General features: G+C 71.4%; 16 protein-coding genes. 8 read left to right on the forward strand and 8 right to left on the reverse strand.

Annotation, left to right across the window (positions count from 1 at the left end):
- Positions 1 to 10: 10 nt before the first annotated feature.
- The 3 genes from ACFYMM_RS08330 to ACFYMM_RS08340 form a co-directional block, all read right to left on the reverse strand.
- A complete protein-coding gene (locus ACFYMM_RS08330) occupies positions 11 to 868 on the reverse strand; it encodes a hypothetical protein (RefSeq protein WP_388385010.1) in 858 nt (285 codons plus the stop codon).
- A 78-nt stretch (positions 869 to 946) separates the two neighbouring features.
- Positions 947 to 1,282: a hypothetical protein gene (locus tag ACFYMM_RS08335; RefSeq protein WP_388385011.1), complete on the reverse strand. Its 336-nt coding sequence runs from the start codon at positions 1,280 to 1,282 to the stop codon at positions 947 to 949.
- On the reverse strand, positions 1,233 to 1,535 hold the full coding sequence (locus ACFYMM_RS08340; protein ID WP_388385012.1) for a helix-turn-helix domain-containing protein: 303 nt from the start codon (positions 1,533 to 1,535) through the stop codon (positions 1,233 to 1,235). Before ACFYMM_RS08340 ends, ACFYMM_RS08335 begins: the two co-directional genes overlap by 50 nt.
- Before the next feature lie 173 nt (positions 1,536 to 1,708).
- Here ACFYMM_RS08340 and ACFYMM_RS08345 point away from each other — a divergent pair, with 173 nt between their 5' ends.
- Positions 1,709 to 2,152, forward strand: a complete 444-nt coding sequence (locus ACFYMM_RS08345) for a hypothetical protein (protein ID WP_388385013.1) — start codon at positions 1,709 to 1,711, stop codon at positions 2,150 to 2,152.
- Positions 2,153 to 2,591: 439 nt separating this feature from the next.
- Positions 2,592 to 3,983, forward strand: coding sequence for an integrase (locus ACFYMM_RS08350; RefSeq protein WP_388385014.1), 1,392 nt, complete (start codon positions 2,592 to 2,594; stop codon positions 3,981 to 3,983).
- A 239-nt stretch (positions 3,984 to 4,222) separates the two neighbouring features.
- On the opposite strand, the gene ACFYMM_RS08355 is transcribed toward ACFYMM_RS08350, so the two are convergent.
- Positions 4,223 to 4,837 (reverse strand): TetR/AcrR family transcriptional regulator, encoded by a 615-nt coding sequence (locus ACFYMM_RS08355; RefSeq protein ID WP_388385015.1) that lies wholly within the window; start codon positions 4,835 to 4,837, stop codon positions 4,223 to 4,225.
- Between the two features lie 204 nt (positions 4,838 to 5,041).
- Here ACFYMM_RS08355 and ACFYMM_RS08360 point away from each other — a divergent pair, with 204 nt between their 5' ends.
- A complete protein-coding gene (locus tag ACFYMM_RS08360) occupies positions 5,042 to 5,842 on the forward strand; it encodes a phosphatase PAP2 family protein (protein WP_388385016.1) in 801 nt (266 codons plus the stop codon).
- Positions 5,839 to 6,804, forward strand: a complete 966-nt coding sequence (locus ACFYMM_RS08365; protein ID WP_388385017.1) for a hypothetical protein — start codon at positions 5,839 to 5,841, stop codon at positions 6,802 to 6,804. Before ACFYMM_RS08360 ends, ACFYMM_RS08365 begins: the two co-directional genes overlap by 4 nt.
- A gap of 48 nt (positions 6,805 to 6,852) precedes the next feature.
- On the opposite strand, the gene ACFYMM_RS08370 is transcribed toward ACFYMM_RS08365, so the two are convergent.
- The 4 genes from ACFYMM_RS08370 to ACFYMM_RS08385 form a co-directional block, all read right to left on the reverse strand.
- Positions 6,853 to 7,641 (reverse strand): phospholipid scramblase-related protein, encoded by a 789-nt coding sequence (locus ACFYMM_RS08370; RefSeq protein WP_388385018.1) that lies wholly within the window; start codon positions 7,639 to 7,641, stop codon positions 6,853 to 6,855.
- Between the two features lie 19 nt (positions 7,642 to 7,660).
- Positions 7,661 to 9,709 carry a phosphocholine-specific phospholipase C gene (locus tag ACFYMM_RS08375; RefSeq protein ID WP_388385019.1) on the reverse strand — a complete coding sequence of 683 codons (2,049 nt, stop codon included), beginning with the start codon at positions 9,707 to 9,709 and terminating at the stop codon, positions 7,661 to 7,663.
- A gap of 175 nt (positions 9,710 to 9,884) precedes the next feature.
- Positions 9,885 to 10,343 carry a hypothetical protein gene (locus ACFYMM_RS08380; protein ID WP_388385020.1) on the reverse strand — a complete coding sequence of 153 codons (459 nt, stop codon included), beginning with the start codon at positions 10,341 to 10,343 and terminating at the stop codon, positions 9,885 to 9,887.
- Between the two features lie 186 nt (positions 10,344 to 10,529).
- Positions 10,530 to 11,432 carry a hypothetical protein gene (locus tag ACFYMM_RS08385; RefSeq protein WP_388385021.1) on the reverse strand — a complete coding sequence of 301 codons (903 nt, stop codon included), beginning with the start codon at positions 11,430 to 11,432 and terminating at the stop codon, positions 10,530 to 10,532.
- Between the two features lie 488 nt (positions 11,433 to 11,920).
- Here ACFYMM_RS08385 and ACFYMM_RS08390 point away from each other — a divergent pair, with 488 nt between their 5' ends.
- The 4 genes from ACFYMM_RS08390 (at position 11,921) to ACFYMM_RS08405 (ending at position 17,731) form a co-directional block, all read left to right on the forward strand.
- Positions 11,921 to 14,992: a BTAD domain-containing putative transcriptional regulator gene (locus ACFYMM_RS08390; protein ID WP_388385022.1), complete on the forward strand. Its 3,072-nt coding sequence runs from the start codon at positions 11,921 to 11,923 to the stop codon at positions 14,990 to 14,992.
- Between the two features lie 98 nt (positions 14,993 to 15,090).
- Positions 15,091 to 15,756: a M15 family metallopeptidase gene (locus tag ACFYMM_RS08395; RefSeq protein ID WP_388385023.1), complete on the forward strand. Its 666-nt coding sequence runs from the start codon at positions 15,091 to 15,093 to the stop codon at positions 15,754 to 15,756.
- Between the two features lie 96 nt (positions 15,757 to 15,852).
- Complete coding sequence (locus ACFYMM_RS08400; protein WP_388385024.1) at positions 15,853 to 16,389, forward strand: RNA polymerase sigma factor; 537 nt, start codon at positions 15,853 to 15,855, stop codon at positions 16,387 to 16,389.
- A gap of 184 nt (positions 16,390 to 16,573) precedes the next feature.
- Entirely contained in the window at positions 16,574 to 17,731 is a 1,158-nt protein-coding gene (locus ACFYMM_RS08405) for a C40 family peptidase (RefSeq protein WP_388385025.1), read from the forward strand.
- The last annotated feature ends 2 nt before the right edge of the window (positions 17,732 to 17,733 follow it).

The following is a 17,733-nucleotide window of genomic DNA, read 5'->3' on the forward strand; positions in this document are numbered from 1 at the left end:
GGAGAAGCACTCATGCCGCACCGCCCAGGTCGAACAGGCCCGGGAACTTGTGCGCGTAGTGCCGCGCCCACGTCAGCTCGAACACCGGCCGATGCCGCTCCGTCCACGCCTTCGTCGACCGCACCGACCCGTTCGGCAACTCCGACTGACGCTCCTGCGGCAGCTCGATCCGCAGCTCCTTGCAGATCGCCGACGCGTGCCGGCCGAACCAGGACTGCGCGAACTCGATGTCCTTGCGCTTCAGCCCTAGCGTCTTCAGGAAGTCCGGGACGTACAGCGGCACGTCGAGCGGGTCGACCTCCGGCTCCTCACCCAGCGCCTTCGCGGCGACCAGACGGGCCTTCGTCTCCAGCCACGCATCGTCGACGATGCCCTCGGCGACCTTCAGGACCCGCATGCGGGCCTCGGCCAGCTCCAGCTGTTGGAGCGCCTCCGACTTCTGCTGCGGTGTGGCCTGGGCCTCGACCTCCAGCAGGTAGGTGCGCACTTTGCGAGCGACGTCGGACTCGGTCAGCAGCTGGCCGACGTTCAGGATCGTTCGGCGGGTGAAGACGCGCAGCGAGTTGCGGCGAGATGAGACTGTCAGCTTGGCAGTCTCATTGAAGGAACGGAGCGCATCGCCGCGGAGCGTCTCCATGCCGTTCTCGACCAGTTCCTCGCGGTAGCGGCGGACGACACTCTCGATGGCGTCCAGGCCGACTTCGTAGTACGCGGCGACGCCGTCGGTGGTGGCGTGTACGCCGTCCGGCAGCAGAGCGAGCGCCTTCACCTTGTCGAGGACGTCGACCCGGCTGGCGGTCTGTGCCCGCATCGTGCGGGACTCGGTGAGTACCAGCTCACCGGATTGATCGGGGAGAATGAGAGACACGCGGCCTCTCCTTTCGGTTGGTGGGATGGTGCTGCGAGGGGTCGTCTCCGGGTCGTGTCCGGGGCGGCCCCGCTTCGTTCAGGGAGTCGCCGGCGCCGTCGCCCGTGTGCGGCGCGGCCTGTACCCGGAGGTGGGGCTGCGCCGGCCGGCCCGCTTGTCCTTGCGGTTGCGGTGCAGCTCGGCGATCTGGGCGAGGTCGGAGTCGCTGAACAGGAGCCGGTTGGGGTACCGGTGGCACGGCCAGCCGTGCAGATTGACGCCGTCGCGGAGGACCTTTTCGCCCTTGGTGGTGGGGTCGTCCTCGTCGCGGAGCCGGAGCCGGACAGCGGCCTCGGAGACCGTGTAGAAGTTCTCCAGGACCGGTTCAGCCGGGGTCTTCCGGGTGCGGGTGGGGGTTCCCGTCGTGGCGGGCATGGTCGTCCTTTCCGTGCTGATCTTCGGGCGGGGTGAGGAGTTGGCGGTCGTTGGTCTGGATCCGGAGGGCGTAGCGCAGTCGCGTGTATGTGGGGGGCCGCATGTCGCTTCGGTCGCCGTTTTCCAGCTGGGTCACGTAGGGCCTGCTGATTCGGGCGCGTTGGGCGAGTTGGGCCTGGGTGAGGCCCAGTTGCATGCGGCGGGTGCGGATGGCCGCCCCTGCCACCTGGAAGGTGGGTTGGGGTCTCTCCATGCGAGGAATCTAGCGCACGAATCTAGATGGAACTAGACGTACTCGTGGGTAATCTAAAAAGTCGTATAGCTGGCCATAGCTTGGCTGCTCGATACCGGCCGGTTACCCCGTGTATTCGGCCATGCATAAAGGTGCGTATAGCGGTAGCTGGAGGTAGCTGCGATGATGGCGCCATGACGCCCCCCAGCGAGCAGGACGCCCGCCACTTGAAGCGCCTAGCCGCGCTCGTGGCCCAGCGACGCGCCCAGCTCGGTCTCACGAAGCAGGCAGCAGGACCGACCTGCGGCATCTCCTATATGACGTACTGGAAGATCGAGGACGGCCAGAGCGTCAGAGACTCCAGCTACGCCAAGCTCGAAGTCGGCTTCAGCATGCGCGCCGGCTCCTGCAGAGCCGTCCTCGAAGGCACCGTCGACTCCATCACCCTCCAGGACGGCACCGAGCTGATCGAGGGCGGCCAGATCGCGCGCTTCGATGCGGAGGCCTTGGCTGACGGGCTGCCCGATGCGGTGACGAAGTCCGCGATGCTCGTCGCTCCGGAACTCACCGGGCGTCAGATCCGTGAGTTGAATGAACAGGTTGCGGAGGAGTTGCGGAGGCGGGGTTTGATCCCGTAGTCCACATGGACTGGTGGCTCTCGATATACAACCTTTTCGCCGTTACCGGATTGTTATCTTCCGGGTTGGGTGAATCCTCAATCGCCACTTCCCGCACGGCCGTTCCCCATGCGAGGCTGACGGTCCACCTGAGGGGTTCTCCACCGCAGGACAGGGGGAACCTGTATGGCAACGATCATCACGTACGACGCGCCCGGCTTCATAGGCCAGGTAGTCGAAACGGCGGGAGAAATCGTCTGCATCCTGGCCACAGACACAGCCACCGACCGCGTGAGTCAGGCACGCGTACGGAGACTGATGTCCAGTCAGGGAATCGACTGCAAAACCTGCCGCCAATGCCCCGTGGGGCAGGCAGAGTAGAGCAGTCAGCACGCGGAGGCCGGTGGTAGGGGTGCCTGCCGGCGTATCCGCGTCTCAACCTGCACAACGGGGAGGGCGCATGCCCTACGTAGAGGTGCGCGGCCAGAACATCCGCGTGAAGTGGTGGGGCGGCGAGTACAAGCTCGGCCCGGACGGCAAGCCGACGAAGGCAAAGAAGTACGAGAGCGCCTCCGGTCCGGCGCCCGGCGTCAAGTTCCAGGACGAGGACGAGGCGTACACGTACGGCCTGGACCGCGAGTACGAGCAGCGGCATGGCAAGGGAGTCCGTCGCGCCAGCGCGGCCACCCCGATGTCCGAGTACATGTGGCTGTGGTTCGACGCCGCCGACATTCGGCCGAACTCCATGAAAACGTACCGGTCGATCCTGCGCTCGGTCATCGAGCCGTACTGGGGGAACCGGCCGGTCGGGGACATCAGCCCAGTCGAGTACGACTTCTGGAAGCGGAAGATCAGCCAGGAGTACTCGGAGAACTACTCGGGTGCCGTCCGTGGTGTCTTCAAGATGCTGATGGAAGACGCGGTCACCAAGTACCGGCTGCGGACCGAGTCCCCGGTGATCGAGCAGCGGCGGCGAGGCCGCTATCGCAAGAAGCAGACCCGCCGTGTCAAATCCGAGCTTCCCATCGAGGCCGTGCACCAGCTTGCTGTCAACGCCTACCACGTGTGGGGCTACACCGGCTGGGCTTACATCCTCACCATCGCCTTCACGGGCATGCGTCCGCCCGGCGAAATGGTCGGTTTACAGCGGGGGTTCGCGTCACCGAACTGGCCGGCCACAGATCCTGTTGTCACGCGCGGTCGTGAGGCAGCGAAGCGCTATGCCAAGTTGCACGCGCTCCGTGTGCAGCATCAGGCGTACTACGTGGCGAGCGAGCCCAAGAGCGTGCCGACGCTCGCGGGACCGAAGTACGACAGCTATAGAACCTTGGTGATCCCGCCATTTCTCCATGAAATCCACGCTGCGCTCCTGGCGTCGCACGCCTCGCCGTGGGTGTTTCCGTCGATGGCGGGCAAGCATCTGCTGTCGTGTGGCGTGTTCACGGAGAGCTATTGGCGGCCGATCCGTGACGGTGCTGATGAGCGCAAGCCGCGGGCGCGGTACATGCGTTACGTGAGGCCTGCGATCCCTGCTGTCCCCGAGATGGCCGGCCAGGACTTGTATCGGCTGCGGCACTGGCACCGCGAGTTGCTGGATGAGCCGGGGGCGGACATTGCGACGGTGGCGAAGGAGGCCCGGATGGGGCATGAGTTGCCGGGCATGGAGGGCGTCTACAGCAACGTGACGATCAGCATGGAGATGCGTATCGTCGAGTACCTGCAGGGTGTGTGGGAGAAGAAGGTGTTGGCTGCGGGGCTTTGGGTCCCTCCGTTTCCCATCTCTCTCCCATCAGGGGTCTCGGGTGAGGCTGCGCCGCAGTTCAGTGGGCTGCCGGTCCTAGGTGAGTTGTAATCGACACGATCACCCAGGGCATCAAGGTGTCGTCCGGCGACGGCGACGGACAGAACGTCTGACGTCCGGTCGGCCAGGGCGCGGACCGGGCGGTGCAGCCGTCGGCCGGGTGGGGCACCCCTCCGCTCATGGGGGAGCCCCACCCGGCCGGGTGGTTCGCGCCGCCCCCGTCCCCACGGTGCGGCGCGCGCAGGCCGTCGTCCAGTCATCCCGTGGACGGCGGCCTGAGCCCGAGTCCTCTAGGTCAGCCCGAGCGCGGGCAGCACGACGGCCTCCACGAAGCGGACCAGGTAGTCGGAGTCGGCGTACTGGCCGGTCAGCACCGGCCTGACACGCAGGACTCCGAACATCATCGCGGGCACGTACTCCAGCGCGGGATGCCCGGCCGGGATCTCGCCACGCTCCACCCCGCGCCCGAGGATCGCCCGCAGGGCACGGATCTCGGGGTCGATCAGCGTCTCGCGCAGCGCCTGCTGCAGCTCGTGGTCGGACGTCAGCGCGTGGCCGAGCGCCTGGAGCAGTTTGGTGTCCTTGCCCGACCAGTCCCCCGCGGCCCGCGCGGTCTGGCGCAGGTCGCCGGCCAGGGACCCGGTGTCGATGCCGGCGAACCGCACGGTCCGGCGGGCGCGCAGCGCGGCGGCGACGAACTGGGGCTTGGTCTTCCACTGCCGGTAGAGCGTGGACTTGCTGCACCGGGTGCTGGCGGCGATGCCCTCCATGGTGACGGAGTCATAGCCGCACTCGCGGATCTGTTCGAGCACGGCGTCGAAGAACTCCTTCTCACGCTCCGGCGTGATCTTGGAGCGGCGCGAGGCGGCGACCGTGTCCGGTCCGTCCGCGGCCTGCGACGTCATGCGCTTCCTCTCTCTCGAAGCCGTTGTCTCCCGAAGCCGGCGCCTTTCGAAACCGGCGTCCTCTCCGAAACCCGAATCCAGTGTGGCGTACGTCTATCGATACGTGAGTGTACCGGTACTCCAGCGTATCGGTACACTGGCGTTTCGGTACGGTGACGTATCGATGAGTTCTCCACGCACGACCGTCAGTGAAGGGGCCGGGGGATGAATGCCCGAACCGAGCCTGCCGAAGCGGAGCCGGGCGCCATAGCGCGGCCGCCGCTTCTGCGTGAGTTCCTGCTCGTCGCAGGGCTCTTCCTCGTCTACAAGCTCGGCCGGCAGCTGGCCACCGGCCACACCGCCGAGGCCCTGCGCAACGCCGGCCGGGTGTGGGGCTGGGAGCGGGCGGCGCACCTCCCGGGCGAGAACTCCGTGCAGTCCGCACTGCTGCACGGCGACACCCTCGTGCACCTGGCGAACACCTACTACGCGACGGTCCACTTCCCGGCCACCGTGGCCTTCCTGGTCTGGCTGTATCTGCGGCGGCCGGCGCACTACGTCTGGGCCCGCCGGGTGCTGGCCGTGCTGACCGCCGCCGCCCTGGTACTGCCCTTCACGTTCCCGCTGGCCCCGCCGCGCATGCTGGCCGCGACCGGTCTGGTGGACACCGCGCGGGTGTACGGCCCCTCGGTGTACGGGCCGCCGTCGAGCGACCATCTGTCCAACCAGTTCGCGGCGATGCCCTCGCTGCACTTCGGCTGGGCGCTGATGGTGGCGGTCGGCCTGATCGTGGCCACCCGCTCGCGCCGGCGCTGGCTGTGGCTGCTGCATCCGCTGATCACGCTGGTGGTCATCGTGGGCACGGCGAACCACTACTGGCTCGACGCGGTCGTGGCCACCGCCATGCTCGGCGTCGCCCTCGCGGTGATCCGTCCGCCGCACCGCGCGGCCGGCACGGCGGAACGCGGCGCGCGTGCACGCGTGCGCGTGCCGGAGGAGCCCGTCCTGGTCGGAGCGGGCCGGTGAACGCCACCCTGGTCGCCGTCGCCCTGTCCCTGGTCTCGGCCGTCGCCTACGCCGCCGCCGCGGTGGCCCAGGAGCGCCTCGCGGCGCGCAGTTCCGACGCGGCTCTGCTGAGGCTGCTCGGCACCGGCGCCTGGTGGTCGGCGGTCGGGCTGAACGCGGGCGCCGCGCTGCTGCACGTGGTGGCGCTGCGGTACGGCCCGCTCGCCGTCGTACAGCCACTGGGGGCCCTGACCCTGGTCGCGGCCGTGCCGATGGGGGCCCGGGCGGCCGGGCGGCGGGTCAGCGGGTCCGAGTGGCGGGGTACGGCCCTGACGCTGCTGGGGCTGGGGTCGCTGCTGGTCGCCGCCTCGGGTCCGGCGCCGGAGCGGGCGCTGAGCCTGCCCGAGGCGGTGGCGGTCGCCGGTACGACCGCCGCGCTGGTCGGCATGCTCGCCCGGCCCGGCGCCCGGCCCGGCCTGCGGCACGCCTCCGCCTCCGGCTTCGCCTCCGGGGTCGCCTCGGCGCTCACCCAGACGGTGACGGTGGCGGCCACGGACCGCTCCGGTCCGGTGCTGAGCGCCGAGGTGGTCGTGGTGACCCTGCTGGTGGCCGCGTTCGCCGTGGGCGGTCTGCTGCTGTCGCAGACCGCCTACCGGGGCGGTCTCGGCGCCCCGCTGGCGGTGGTCACCCTGGCCAACCCGGTGGCGGCCGCGGTCATCGGCCTCACCCTGCTCGGACAGGGCCTGCGGGGCGGAGCAGCGGGAGTCCCGCTGGCGCTGGCGGGAGCCGGGCTGGCGTCCTGGGGCGTGGTCCTGCTCACCCGGTCGCCGTCCGGCCCCGCGCACGACGGTCCCGACGGCCCCGCCGACCACGACGACGAACACCCGGTGGCCGCGGTGCTGGCCCTGGAGCCCGGCACCGCCACCCCGGAACCGGCGCTGGCACCACGCCGGCCGGAGACGGGGCACCTCACCGCTCTGTGAACCTGTGGACCTGTGAACCCGCGAACCGGGAAACCGGGAAACCGGGGTTCAGCCCAAACCCCGCGAGTCCTGCTTGAGCGCGGTGTCGACGGTCAGCGCCGTGGCGACGACCAGGCTCAGCAGCGGCTCGGGCAGCTGGTAGTGGATCTGCAGGACGTAGTTGTCCGCGGTCGTGAACAGCGTCTTGGCGAGGCCCTCCCAGGTCTTGGTTATCCGGGCCACCTCGTTGTCCGCGTGGTCGACGATCGCGAAGTTCCACGCCCGCCAGTTCTCCGCCTTGATCGCGCCGACCTGCCGGCCGTCGGCGTTCATCGCGAAGTTGATCTTCCCGAACACGTTCTGCTGGACGATCTCACCCACCGGCGAGCCGTCCGGGCGCGTCACGATCACCCGGGACTTGAGGATCTTCCCGGGCCGGGTCAGCACCAGCTGCGGCCGGCCGTGGGCGTCGCGGATCTCCAGCTTGTGCGTCATGAACTGGTCGAGGCTGGAGAGGAAGCGCACGATCTTCCTCAGCACGCTCTGCCCGACCTCCACGACCGAGCCGATCTCCCGGCCGCCCTGGTCCATGACCTTGTACTCGTTGGTCAGCTCGATCAGCTTGGCCTTCTGGTTCACCACCAGCACCGGCTCGGTGAACAGGGTGCCGCCGCCGGGGCCGCCTGCCGCGACCCCGGCCTGCTGCCGGACCTGCCGTTCCACCCGGGCGTCACCGGTCTGCTGCGGCGCCCGGTCGGTCTGCTCGGTCCACTGCGCGCCGTCCCAGTACCGGAGCGTCTGGGACGCGCCGTGCGGATCCGGGTACCAGCCTGCAGGAGTGTTCGATTGTGTGGTCACCGGGGCACAGTACCCTCGCTCACCGCGTGACGATGGCCGGGTCGCTGACCCCGGGGCGCCCGTTCTCCACGTGCCCGGCGAATCCGCGCAGGAACGTGGGTTCGGTGTCGCAGGTGACCGTGAGGTCGTACCAGCGACGGCTCGGCGCGAGGCCCACGGTGTGCCTGACCGTCGCCCCGGCCCGCACGGTGAAGGTGCGCGGCCTGCCGCCGTATCCGTTCACCAGCTTCAGCCGCACGGTGCCGGAACCCCTGTTGGTGAAGGTGAGTTCGACGTCGTCGCCCCGGTGGCGGGCCGTGACCTCCGGACCCGCGGCCTTGCCCGGGCCCTTGAAGACGCGCAGGAAGCCGTTCGGGCCGTGCACCGACAGGTCGTAGGAGCCGCCCGAGTACGCCGTGTTCCAGGTGTCGGAGAGGGACTTGCCGGCCTCGGTGGTGTAACTCCAGGGGCCGTCGGTGCGGTTGTTCGAGGTCACCAGGAAGGCGACGCCGGCCCCCGCGCCGGAGGAGAACCTGAGCGTGAACTTCCCGGCCGCCGCGTCGGCCGCGCCGTCCACCACGGGCGCGTAGCGGAGCGGGCGGGTGGGGCGGCTGCCGCGTTCCTGCTTGGGCAGGGCCGGGTGGGCCGGCGGGGTGGGGACGTAGTCCGGGTGGCGGTCGTGGTCCGGCGGCTGGTAGCCGGCCGTGCTCGGCAGGGAGACCGGCCGGGTGTCCTTGCGGGAGAAGTCGAAGGCCGCGGTCAGGTCGCCGCAGACGGCGCGCCGCCAGGGCGAGATGTTCGGCTCGTGCACACCGAAGCGGCGCTCCATGAACCGGATGACGGAGGTGTGGTCGAGGGTCTCGGAGCAGACGAAGCCGCCCTTGCTCCACGGCGAGACGACCAGCATCGGCACCCGCTGGCCGAGTCCGTAGGGACCGGCCGGGTGGGCGGCGTCGCCCTTGAACAGGTCCGGGCCGACCTCGACCGTGGACCTGCCCTGCGCGGCGGAGCCCGGCGGGAACGGCGGGATCAGGTGGTCGAAGAACCCGTCGTTCTCGTCGTAGGTGATGAACAGGGCCGTCTTCGCCCACACCGCGGGGTCCGAGATGAGCGCCTCGATGACCTGGGAGACGTACCAGGCACCGTAGTTGGCGGGCCAGTTGGGGTGCTCGGTGAAGGCCTCGGGGGCGACGACCCAGGAGATCTGCGGCAGCTTGCCGCCCTTGACGTCGGCCTTGAGCCGGTCGAAGAAGCCCTCGCCCTTGGCGGCGTCGGTGCCGGTGCGCGCCTTGTCGTACAGGGGGTCGCCGGGCTGGGCGTTCTGGTACTGCTTGAAGTAGAGCAGCGAGTTGTCGCCGTAGTTGCCGCGGTAGGCGTCCTTGATCCAGCCCCAGGAGTGGGCCGCGTCCAGGCCGTCGCCGACGTCCTGGTAGATCTTCCAGGAGACCCCGGCCTTCTCCAGGCGCTCGGGGTACGTCGTCCACGCGTAGCCCGCCTCGTCGTTGCCGAGGACCGGGCCGCCGCCCTGGCCGTCGTTGCCGGTGTACCCGGTCCACAGGTAGTAGCGGTTCGGGTCGGTCGAGCCGATGAACGAGCAGTGGTAGGCGTCGCAGATGGTGAAGGCGTCCGCCAGCGCGTAGTGGAACGGGATGTCGTCGCGGGTCAGGTACGCCATCGTCGTGGACGACTTGTTGGGCACCCACTTGTCGTACTTGCCGCCGTTGAAGGCCGCGTGCCCGTCGTTCCAGCCGTGCGGGAGGTCCTGGATGAAGGCCAGGCCGAGATCGTCGGCGTCGGGGTGGAAGGGCAGTACGTCCTTCGTGCCGTCGGACTGGTGCCAGACGGACCTGCCGTTCTGCGTCACCGGGCGCGGGTCGCCGAAGCCGCGGACGCCTCTGAGCGAGCCGAAGTAGTGGTCGAAGGAACGGTTCTCCTGCATCAGGACGACGATGTGCTCGACGTCCTCGATCGATCCCGTGCGGTGGTTCGCGGGCAGCGCGGCCGCGCGCTCGATGCTGTTGGACAGCGCGCTGAACGCCGTGGTGGCGCCCGCGAGTTGGAGGAAGCGGCGCCGGTTTACTTCGGGCATGGGTGAGAGACCTCTCATCCTGACGTACGGGATGCCGGAACATTTCGGAATCTGCGCGGTGCGAGTGTTCCAAGAGCAGCGAACGTCAGGGAAGGGTCTGGTGGCATCGGTGTGAAACTCGGCGGTACGGGGGGTGCCGTGCTGCCCCCGTACCGCCGTGCGGAGCGTCCCGGGGTCAGCCCTGGCTGCAGTAGTCGACCCAGCGGTGCGAGGAGATGTTGTTGTTGACGGTGGCCCCGAAGCCGCCGAGACCCGCTCCGTAGGTGAAGTGGTAGTCGTCCTGGGTGGTGTCGTTCCAGCGGTCGCCCTGGCTGATGCAGGCGTGCGCGCCGGTGGCGTTCAGGCCCCAGTACAGGTCGACGGCGTCGTTGCCGCCCGCGTAGCCGTTGTTCCAGATGTCGGAGGTGAGGTTGCGGCAGCTGCCCCAGTTGTCGGAGTTGCCGGCCCAGCTGCACTCCCGGCCGCCGCCGTTGGGCTGGGTGAACACGTGCAGGTACCCGTCGGCGGAGGCCAGCCGGGGCGCCTTGGCGCCCTGCGCACCCGACTCCAGCGCGCTGGCACTGGAGACCGGGGAGACGAGAACGGCGACGGTCGCGGCCGAGGCCGCGAGGGTGAGGACACGCTTGACGGACATGGGTTCCCTCGTTTCGTGATGGGTGGGACTGGTGAGTGGGAGGTGGTGATGGGGGGTGGTGATGGGGGGGTGATTGGGGGGTGGTGAGTGGGAGGTGGTGAGTGGGAGGTGGTGAGTGGGAGGTGGTGATGGGGGGTGATCGGGCGTGGTGGCCGGCCGTGGTGGCGGCTGCGGCGGCCGGCCGGTTCAGTCGCCGCGTGCGACGATCGCGCGGGCCCGGGGCAGGGCCTCGCGCCGCAGGCGGGCCAGGTCGGCCGCCTCCTCGGGGTAGCGCCGTCGCAGTTCGGTCCGGTACTTCGCGTCGAGCGACTTCGCCACGGACGCCAGCCCGGTGGACTCGGCGCAGGCCGCCTCGGCCGAGGCAAGCCGCACCTCCCGGGCGTGCGGCCACTCCCGGCCCGGTTCGGTGGCCGCGGCCCGGGCCTCGGCGGGACTGCGGTACGGGTAGCCCCGGCCCCGCAGGCAGCGCGCCCACGGCTCGGTGGCCGCCCGGTACTTCGCGTCGCCCAGCACCAGGCCCACACGCATGCCGTCCAGGCTGTCGCGGACCCGGGTGGCCCGGAACCAGGCCGGCAGGTCCTTGTACAACTCCCGTTGCGCCTCGGCCGCGCAGCCCTGGTCGCTGTGCGTGACCCGGACGCCGTTCGGCAGGCGGGCCGAGAGCCCCTGCGGGCGGGCGCCGTTGAGGGCGCTGACGAGCGCGGGACCACGGCTCGCGGGCAGCGAGCGCAGGTACCGCTGGTTGGGGTCGCGCAACACCTCCCGCTGCCGTGCGCGGTACAGGTCGGTGCCGTAACCGTGGGCCCTGGCCCAGGCGGGGTCGTCGACGACGTACGGGAAGCGGCGCGCCCCGTCCGCCGCCGTCCTCGGCTCCTCGGTCCAGTACGCGAACCCCCGCTTCTCCATGCAGCCCTTGATCAGGAGCTGCTCCGCGAGTTGCAGGGTCCGGTCGTCGCCGCCCGGGGCGGGACGGCCGCTCGCACCGGCGGGGGCGGGGACGGGGGCGGACGCCCCGCCGGCGGCGGCGCATCCCGCGACGGTGGCCGCCAGCAGAGCGGTGGCCACGAGGGCCGGGGCACGGCGTGGCATCGGGCGACTCCCTCGGCATCGATCTCGGTGTCGGATGTGGTGCCGATCTCGGCACGGTCGTCGAACAGGCTTGTGCTTTCGGCCCGTTGACGCTCCAGGAGTCCCGTCCGTATGCCCGCGTCCTGAAGATTCCGTCACGCGATTCCGTCGCGCCCCGGGGATTCCGGTTCAGCGGATACGGTGACGGATTTGTGTGGGCCGCCTGTCATACGAGGGCGGCCCCTACGCCGTCCACGTACGGGAGCGCGGCGCGTACCCGCGAGATCCAGCCAACTGCCGACCGGACGAAGGGCCGGCGGGCCGCCGCTCCCCGCACGACACGGGCATGGCCCCGTTCCGGCCGCCGGGCGCCGGACAAGGCCCTGCCCGACGAGTCGGACGGACCGGTTCCGGACAGGTCGGCCCGGCTTTCGGCATGTCCTGACGGGGTTCCCGGATATCGTTGTGACCATCCGCGAGGGGTCGGACGGTGCGGCGATCGGGGTCCCATGTTCGAGGTACGTCTGCTCGGCCCGGTCGAGGTGTGGCACGGGAACCGGCGCGCCCCCCTGGGCGGTTCCAGGCCCCTCGCCGTGCTCGGCGCGCTGGTCGTGCACCTCGGCGAGGTGCTGTCCACCGAACGGCTGATGGACTTCGTGTGGGACGAGGACGTTCCGGCCACGGCCGCCGCCCTGGTCGCCACCCATGTCTCCGCCGTACGCCGGGCGCTGGCCCAGGTCGGCGCGCCGGAGCTGATCCGGACCAGACCCCCGGGGTACGTCGCCGACCTCGGCGCGGACCGGGTCGACTCCCGTCGCTTCGAGGAACTCCTCGCGGCGGGCCGGGCCGAGGCGGCCGCCGGACGCACCCGGGAGGCGGCGGACGTCCTCGCCGAGGCGCTGGGGCTGTGGCGGGGACAGGAGGCCCTGGAGGGGCTCGGCCAGTCGTTCGCCCGGATCGAGGCGGCCCGGCTGGCCGAGTTGCGGCTGGTGGCCCAGGAGGAGTCCTTCGGTCTGCGGCTGCGGCTGGACCGGGCGGACGAGACGATCGCCCCGCTGCTCGCGCACGTCGCCGCGCATCCGCTGCGGGAGCGTCCGCGCGGCCAGCTGATGACCGCCCTGTTCCGCACCGGCCGGGTCTCCGACGCCCTGCGCACCTACCAGGAGGGCCGCGAGGCGCTGCGCGCCGAACTGGGCATCGACGCCGGTCCGGAACTGCGCGCCCTGCACCAGGCCGTCCTCACCAACGACACCCGGGTGCTGGGCACCCCCGGGCGCGCCGACCGGTCCACCGTCCAGGTGCCGCAGCCCCGCCCCGCGCCCGCCCCGGCCCACGGGACGGCCCGGCCCGCCCCCTCCCATCTGCCGCCCGACATCGCCGACTTCGTGGGCCGCGCCGAGCAGGTCTCCTGGGCCACCACCCTGCTCAGGGGCGTGGGCGGGGCCGGCCGGACCGCCCCGCCCATCGGGGTGATCTCCGGACGCTCGGGCATGGGTAAGACGGCCCTCGCCGTGCACGTCGGCCACCGCACCGCCGAACTCTTCCCGGACGGACGGCTGTTCGTGGACCTGCGGGCCGCCGACACCACCCCGCTGCAGCCCGCCGACGCGCTCGCGCGGCTGCTGCGCGCCATGGGCGCCGACCCGGAGACCCTGCCCAGCGGCGTGGAGGAACTGACCGGGCTCTACCGCACCCACATCGGGCACCGGCGCGTCCTGCTGATCCTCGACAACGCGGCCGGCGAGGCGCACGTACGGCCCCTGCTGCCGTCCGGGCCCGGCTCCGCCGTGCTGGTCACCAGCCGGCGCCGGCTGGTGGCGCTGGAGGGCGCCGCCCATCTGGATCTCACCGTGCCGGACGAGGAGGACGCCCTCGAACTGCTCCGGCGGGTGGCCGGAAAGGAACGTACGGCCGCCGACCCGGAGCGGGCCGCCGAGATCGTCGCCCTGTGCGGCCGGCTGCCGCTCGCCGTGCGCATCGCCGGCGCGCGGCTCGCGGCCCGGCCGCACTGGCAGCCCGGCCGGCTCGCCGCCCGGCTGCGCAACGAGCGCCGCCGGCTCAACGAACTCAGCGCCGGCGACCTGGAGTTGCGCACCAGCCTGGAACTGGGCTACGCCGACCTCGACCCGCACGAGCGGCGGGCGCTGCGCCGGCTGGCGCTGCTGGACCTGCCGGACTTCGCGGGCTGGATCGCCGCACCCCTGCTCGACATCGGCACCGAGGAGGCCGAGGAGGCCGTCGAGCGCCTGGTGGACTGCCACTTCATCGACGTGATCGGGGTGGACGACACCGGCCGCGGCCGCTACCGCATCCATGACCTGGCCCGCGAGCACGCCCGGGAGCGGTGCCTGTCGGAGGAGAGCGCCGAGGAACGCGAGGCGGCGGTGCTACGGCTGGTGGCCTGCTGGCTGGGGCTCGCCAAGCAGGCCGCCGCGCGGGGCCCGGGCGGCGCGGCCCGGCACTTTCCCGAGCCGGCCGTCGTACGCCCCCTGGACCCGGAGACCGAGGAGGAGCTGCTGGAGCGGCCCGCGGCCTGGTTCGCCGCCGAGCAGGCCTGTCTGCTGGCGGCGGTGGCGCACTGCGCCGAGCAGCGGATGACCCGCGCCGCCCGGGACCTCGCCGGGGCGTTGATAGCGAGTTCGGCCGCCCTGTACAACCAGTTCGACGCCTGGTCCCGGTCGCACACCGTGGCCATGGAGGCGGTGCGCCGTGGCGGGGACACCGAGGGCGAGGCCTGGCTGCTCACCGGGCTCGGGCAACTCCGTTACGAGCAGGACGACTTCGAGGCGTCGTACGCCTACTTCGGCGACGCGCTGCGGCTGTTCGAAGAGCGCGGTGACCTCCCCCAGGGCGAGGCGCAGGCGCTCGCCGGAATGGGCACGGCCCGCCGCGAACAGGCGCTGTACGGCGAGGCGTTGACGCTGCTGGAGACCGCCCTGGACCGGTACGGCCCCTCCGGCGATCTCGATGCCCGGGCGGGAGTGCTGTACGGCATCGGCTATGTGCACCGCGAGCAGGGCCGGGCGGCCGAGGCGCGCGAGGCGCTGTTCCAGGCCCTGGACCTGTACCGGGCGGCCGGCGACCGCAACGGCGAGGCGCTCACCCTGCGCTCGCTGGCCCTGTGCCACCGCGCCGAGGACGCCCACGCCGAGGCCGAACGGCTGCTGCACGAGGCGCTCGCCGTCTTCGCCTCCCTGCAGGACACCTTCGGCGTGATGTACACCGAACAGTCCCTGGCCAAGGTCGAGTTGCGCACCGGACGGACCGAGCGGGCGCGGGAGCGGCTCAGCCGGTGCCTGGCGGTGGCCCGGGAGCGGCAGGACCGGTTCGGTGAGGCGCTGGTGCTGCGCACGCTCGGCGAGACGCATCTGGCGGCCGGTGAGCCCGGCCGGGCCCGCGAACCCCTGGAACACGCCCTGGCGCTCTGGACGGAGCTGCGTCTGCCGCTGTGGCGGGCGCGCACCCTGTGGGACCTGGCCGAGGCGCGGGGCGACGACGGCGCCGCACGGGCGGCCCGGTCCGAGGCGCTGGAGGTGTTCCGCTCCCTGGACTGCCGCGAGGCACGCGAACGGGTGGACTGACCGTCGAGGGCGGCCGTAGCACGTCTGCAGCACGGCTGGTCAGCCGCTTGCAGGGAACCTGCAGAGCATTTGCAGCGGGTGCCGCCAGGCTGTCTCTCGTGACGGACATCATCCCGCTCTCCGACTCCCGGGTCGCCGAGATCACCGAGCACGACTGCGGTGACCTGCTCGTCGACCTGCGCGAGGCAGCCGAACTCCGGCTCGATCCGCGCCAGGCCGACGAGGCCGGCGCCTACGCCCACCTCAGGTCCGGGGCGCTGGGCCGCCTGCTCGAGGCGCAGCGCCTGCTGCCCGTGGGGATCCGGTTCCTGGTCGTCGAGGGGTACCGGCCGCCGGATCTGCAACGGCGCTACTACGAGCAGTACGCGGCCACCATGCGGCACGCCCACCCGGAGGCCGGGCCGGCCCGGATCCGTGAGCTGGCCAGCGCCTACATCTCCCCGCCGGAGGTCGCCCCGCACGTCAGCGGCGGGGCGGTGGACCTGACGCTGTGCGCCGAGGACGGTACGGAACTGCCGCTCGGCACCGAGGTCAACGCCACCCCGGAGGAGAGCGCGGGCGCCTGCCGCACCGGTGCGCCGAACATCAGCGCCGAGGCGCGCGCCAACCGGGCCCTGATGTGCCGGGCGCTGACCGCCGCCGGGTTCGTCAACTACCCCACCGAATGGTGGCACTGGTCGTACGGCGACCGGTACTGGGCGCTGCTGCGCGGCGCCCCGGCCGCCCGCTACGGCCCGGCCGCCCCGCCCGCGCGGGCCGCATGACCAGCGGCCCGCCACCACCACGAAGCACCGAAGCACCCAAGCACCGGCAGACCGAAGCACCGAAGACCCGAAGAACGCGGAAGACGGGGGAACACCATGGAAAGCAGCGGCGGCGCGTGCCTGCCTCCTGCCCCGCCCGAGGACGACCGGATGAGCCCGGGAGACTTCGACGACTCCTTCACCGCCGACATGCCGCGGCTGCGCAGGCGGCTGCTGGCGATGACCGGCAATCCCCATGACGCCGACGACCTGCTCCAGGAGACCTACCTGCGGCTGTCCCGACGGGCCCGCGAACGGAACCTGGCACACCAGCGGCACCCGTACGCCTACACCTGCACCGTCGCCCTGAACCTGCTGCGCGACTCCTGGCAGCACCCCTCCCGGCGCGAACGCGCCACCGACCGGCTGCCGGAGGCGGGCTGGGACGGCGGCCTAGACCGATACGAGGCGAGCGCCACCGCGCTGGCCCTGCTCAGGACGCTCTCCCCGAAGGAGGCCGCCGCGGTGATCCTCGTGGACCTGGAGGGCCTCAGCCACGACACCGCCGGCGAACAGCTCGGCGCCCACCGCGGCACCGTCCAGCGCAACCGGATGCGCGCCCTGGCCAAGATGCGGGCGGCGTTGTCCAACTAGCCCGGGACCGGGCCACTGATCACCGGTGCCGCGCACCTACGGGGGTGGGGCGCGGCACCGGGTCACCTCCCGCGCCCCGGCCGGTGACCGGGTTCACCCGGTCACCGGGGCGCTCATACCTCCGCCCGCCCGCTCCGGTCTCTCCGGTGACGGACCCTCCGCTGTCGACCAAGGAAGTGCTGCAGTGAAGATCAGAAACACGCGCCGGATCATCGGCAGGGCCGTGGCGACCACCGTGACGGTGGCTCTCGCCGCGTTCCTTCCCGCCGCCGCCCACGCGGCGACCGCCAAGCCCGCGGCCGCGCAGGACGCGAGCTGTGGTGTCCTCGCCCCCGGGGCCTCGGCCACCGCGCAGGCCGCCGTCGCCGCGGCCTGCTCGCAGATCGGCGTCTGGTACAGCTGGGGCGGCGGCCACGGCGCCACCCCCGGCGCCACCTACGGCTACTACGACGGCCAGGACCCGGCCAGCCAGCACGACAACGAGCGCAAGGGCTTCGACTGCTCGGGCCTTACCCGGTACGCGTACTACCAGGCCACCGGCAGGGACCTGCTCAACGGCACCGCCGACGACCAGTTCCACAGCTCCCAGGCCGCCGCCCGCTTCTCCGCCGGCCAGGGCAGCGCGCCGCTGCTCCCGGGCGACCTGATGTTCTGGGGCAGCGGCCACATCCACCACGTCGCCATGTACCTGGGCGCCGGGCAGATGGTCGAGGCCTACGAGTCGGGCACCCACATCCGGGTGACGCCGGTGCGCACGGGCGGCGACTACGCGGGCGCGATCCGGATCAACCCGTCCGGCTCGCCCACTCCCCCGCCGGCCGACGGCGGTACGACCTTCGAGACGTGGGGCACCAGTGTGCGCACCCACTCCTCGCCGAGCGTGGGGTCGTCCGTCGTGGACACCTTCGGCGGACCCACCCAGGTGTCCGTGCAGTGCCAGGAGCACGCGGAGACGGTGACCGCCGACGGCTACACCAACGACGCGTGGGCCAAGCTGGCCGACGGCTCGTGGCTGACCAACATCTACGTCAAGGGCCCGGCCTGGCTGCCCGGCATCCCGGACTGCGGGGGCAGCACCCCGCCGCCGCCGAGCGGGGGCAGCAAGGCGTTCCAGACCTGGGGCACCGGAGTGCGGACGCACAGCCAGCCCAACGTCAACGCCGGTGTCGTCGACTACTTCGCCCAGCCGACGACGGTCAACGTGGTCTGCCAGGCACACGCCCAGGAGGTGACGGCCGACGGCTACACCAACGACGCCTGGGCCAAGCTGACCGACGGCTCGTGGCTGACCAACATCTACGTCAAGGGCCCGGCCTGGCTGTCGGACGTGCCCACCTGCTGACA

Origin of the sequence: Streptomyces sp. NPDC006739 (genome assembly GCF_042869815.1) — a bacterium.
Classification (GTDB): domain Bacteria; phylum Actinomycetota; class Actinomycetes; order Streptomycetales; family Streptomycetaceae; genus Streptomyces.

Excerpts from the sequence above, each read along its gene's own strand:
- ACFYMM_RS08335 (WP_388385011.1), bottom strand. The coding sequence starts at position 1,282 with ATGCCCGCCACGACGGGAACCCCCACCCGCACCCGGAAGACCCCGGCT.
- ACFYMM_RS08340 (WP_388385012.1), bottom strand. The coding sequence starts at position 1,535 with ATGGAGAGACCCCAACCCACCTTCCAGGTGGCAGGGGCGGCCATCCGC.
- ACFYMM_RS08345 (WP_388385013.1), top strand. The coding sequence starts at position 1,709 with ATGACGCCCCCCAGCGAGCAGGACGCCCGCCACTTGAAGCGCCTAGCC.
- ACFYMM_RS08350 (WP_388385014.1), top strand. The coding sequence starts at position 2,592 with ATGCCCTACGTAGAGGTGCGCGGCCAGAACATCCGCGTGAAGTGGTGG.
- ACFYMM_RS08355 (WP_388385015.1), bottom strand. The coding sequence starts at position 4,837 with ATGACGTCGCAGGCCGCGGACGGACCGGACACGGTCGCCGCCTCGCGC.
- ACFYMM_RS08360 (WP_388385016.1), top strand. The coding sequence starts at position 5,042 with ATGAATGCCCGAACCGAGCCTGCCGAAGCGGAGCCGGGCGCCATAGCG.
- ACFYMM_RS08375 (WP_388385019.1), bottom strand. The coding sequence starts at position 9,709 with ATGCCCGAAGTAAACCGGCGCCGCTTCCTCCAACTCGCGGGCGCCACC.
- ACFYMM_RS08380 (WP_388385020.1), bottom strand. The coding sequence starts at position 10,343 with ATGTCCGTCAAGCGTGTCCTCACCCTCGCGGCCTCGGCCGCGACCGTC.
- ACFYMM_RS08385 (WP_388385021.1), bottom strand. The coding sequence starts at position 11,432 with ATGCCACGCCGTGCCCCGGCCCTCGTGGCCACCGCTCTGCTGGCGGCC.
- ACFYMM_RS08390 (WP_388385022.1), top strand. The coding sequence starts at position 11,921 with ATGTTCGAGGTACGTCTGCTCGGCCCGGTCGAGGTGTGGCACGGGAAC.
- ACFYMM_RS08400 (WP_388385024.1), top strand. The coding sequence starts at position 15,853 with ATGGAAAGCAGCGGCGGCGCGTGCCTGCCTCCTGCCCCGCCCGAGGAC.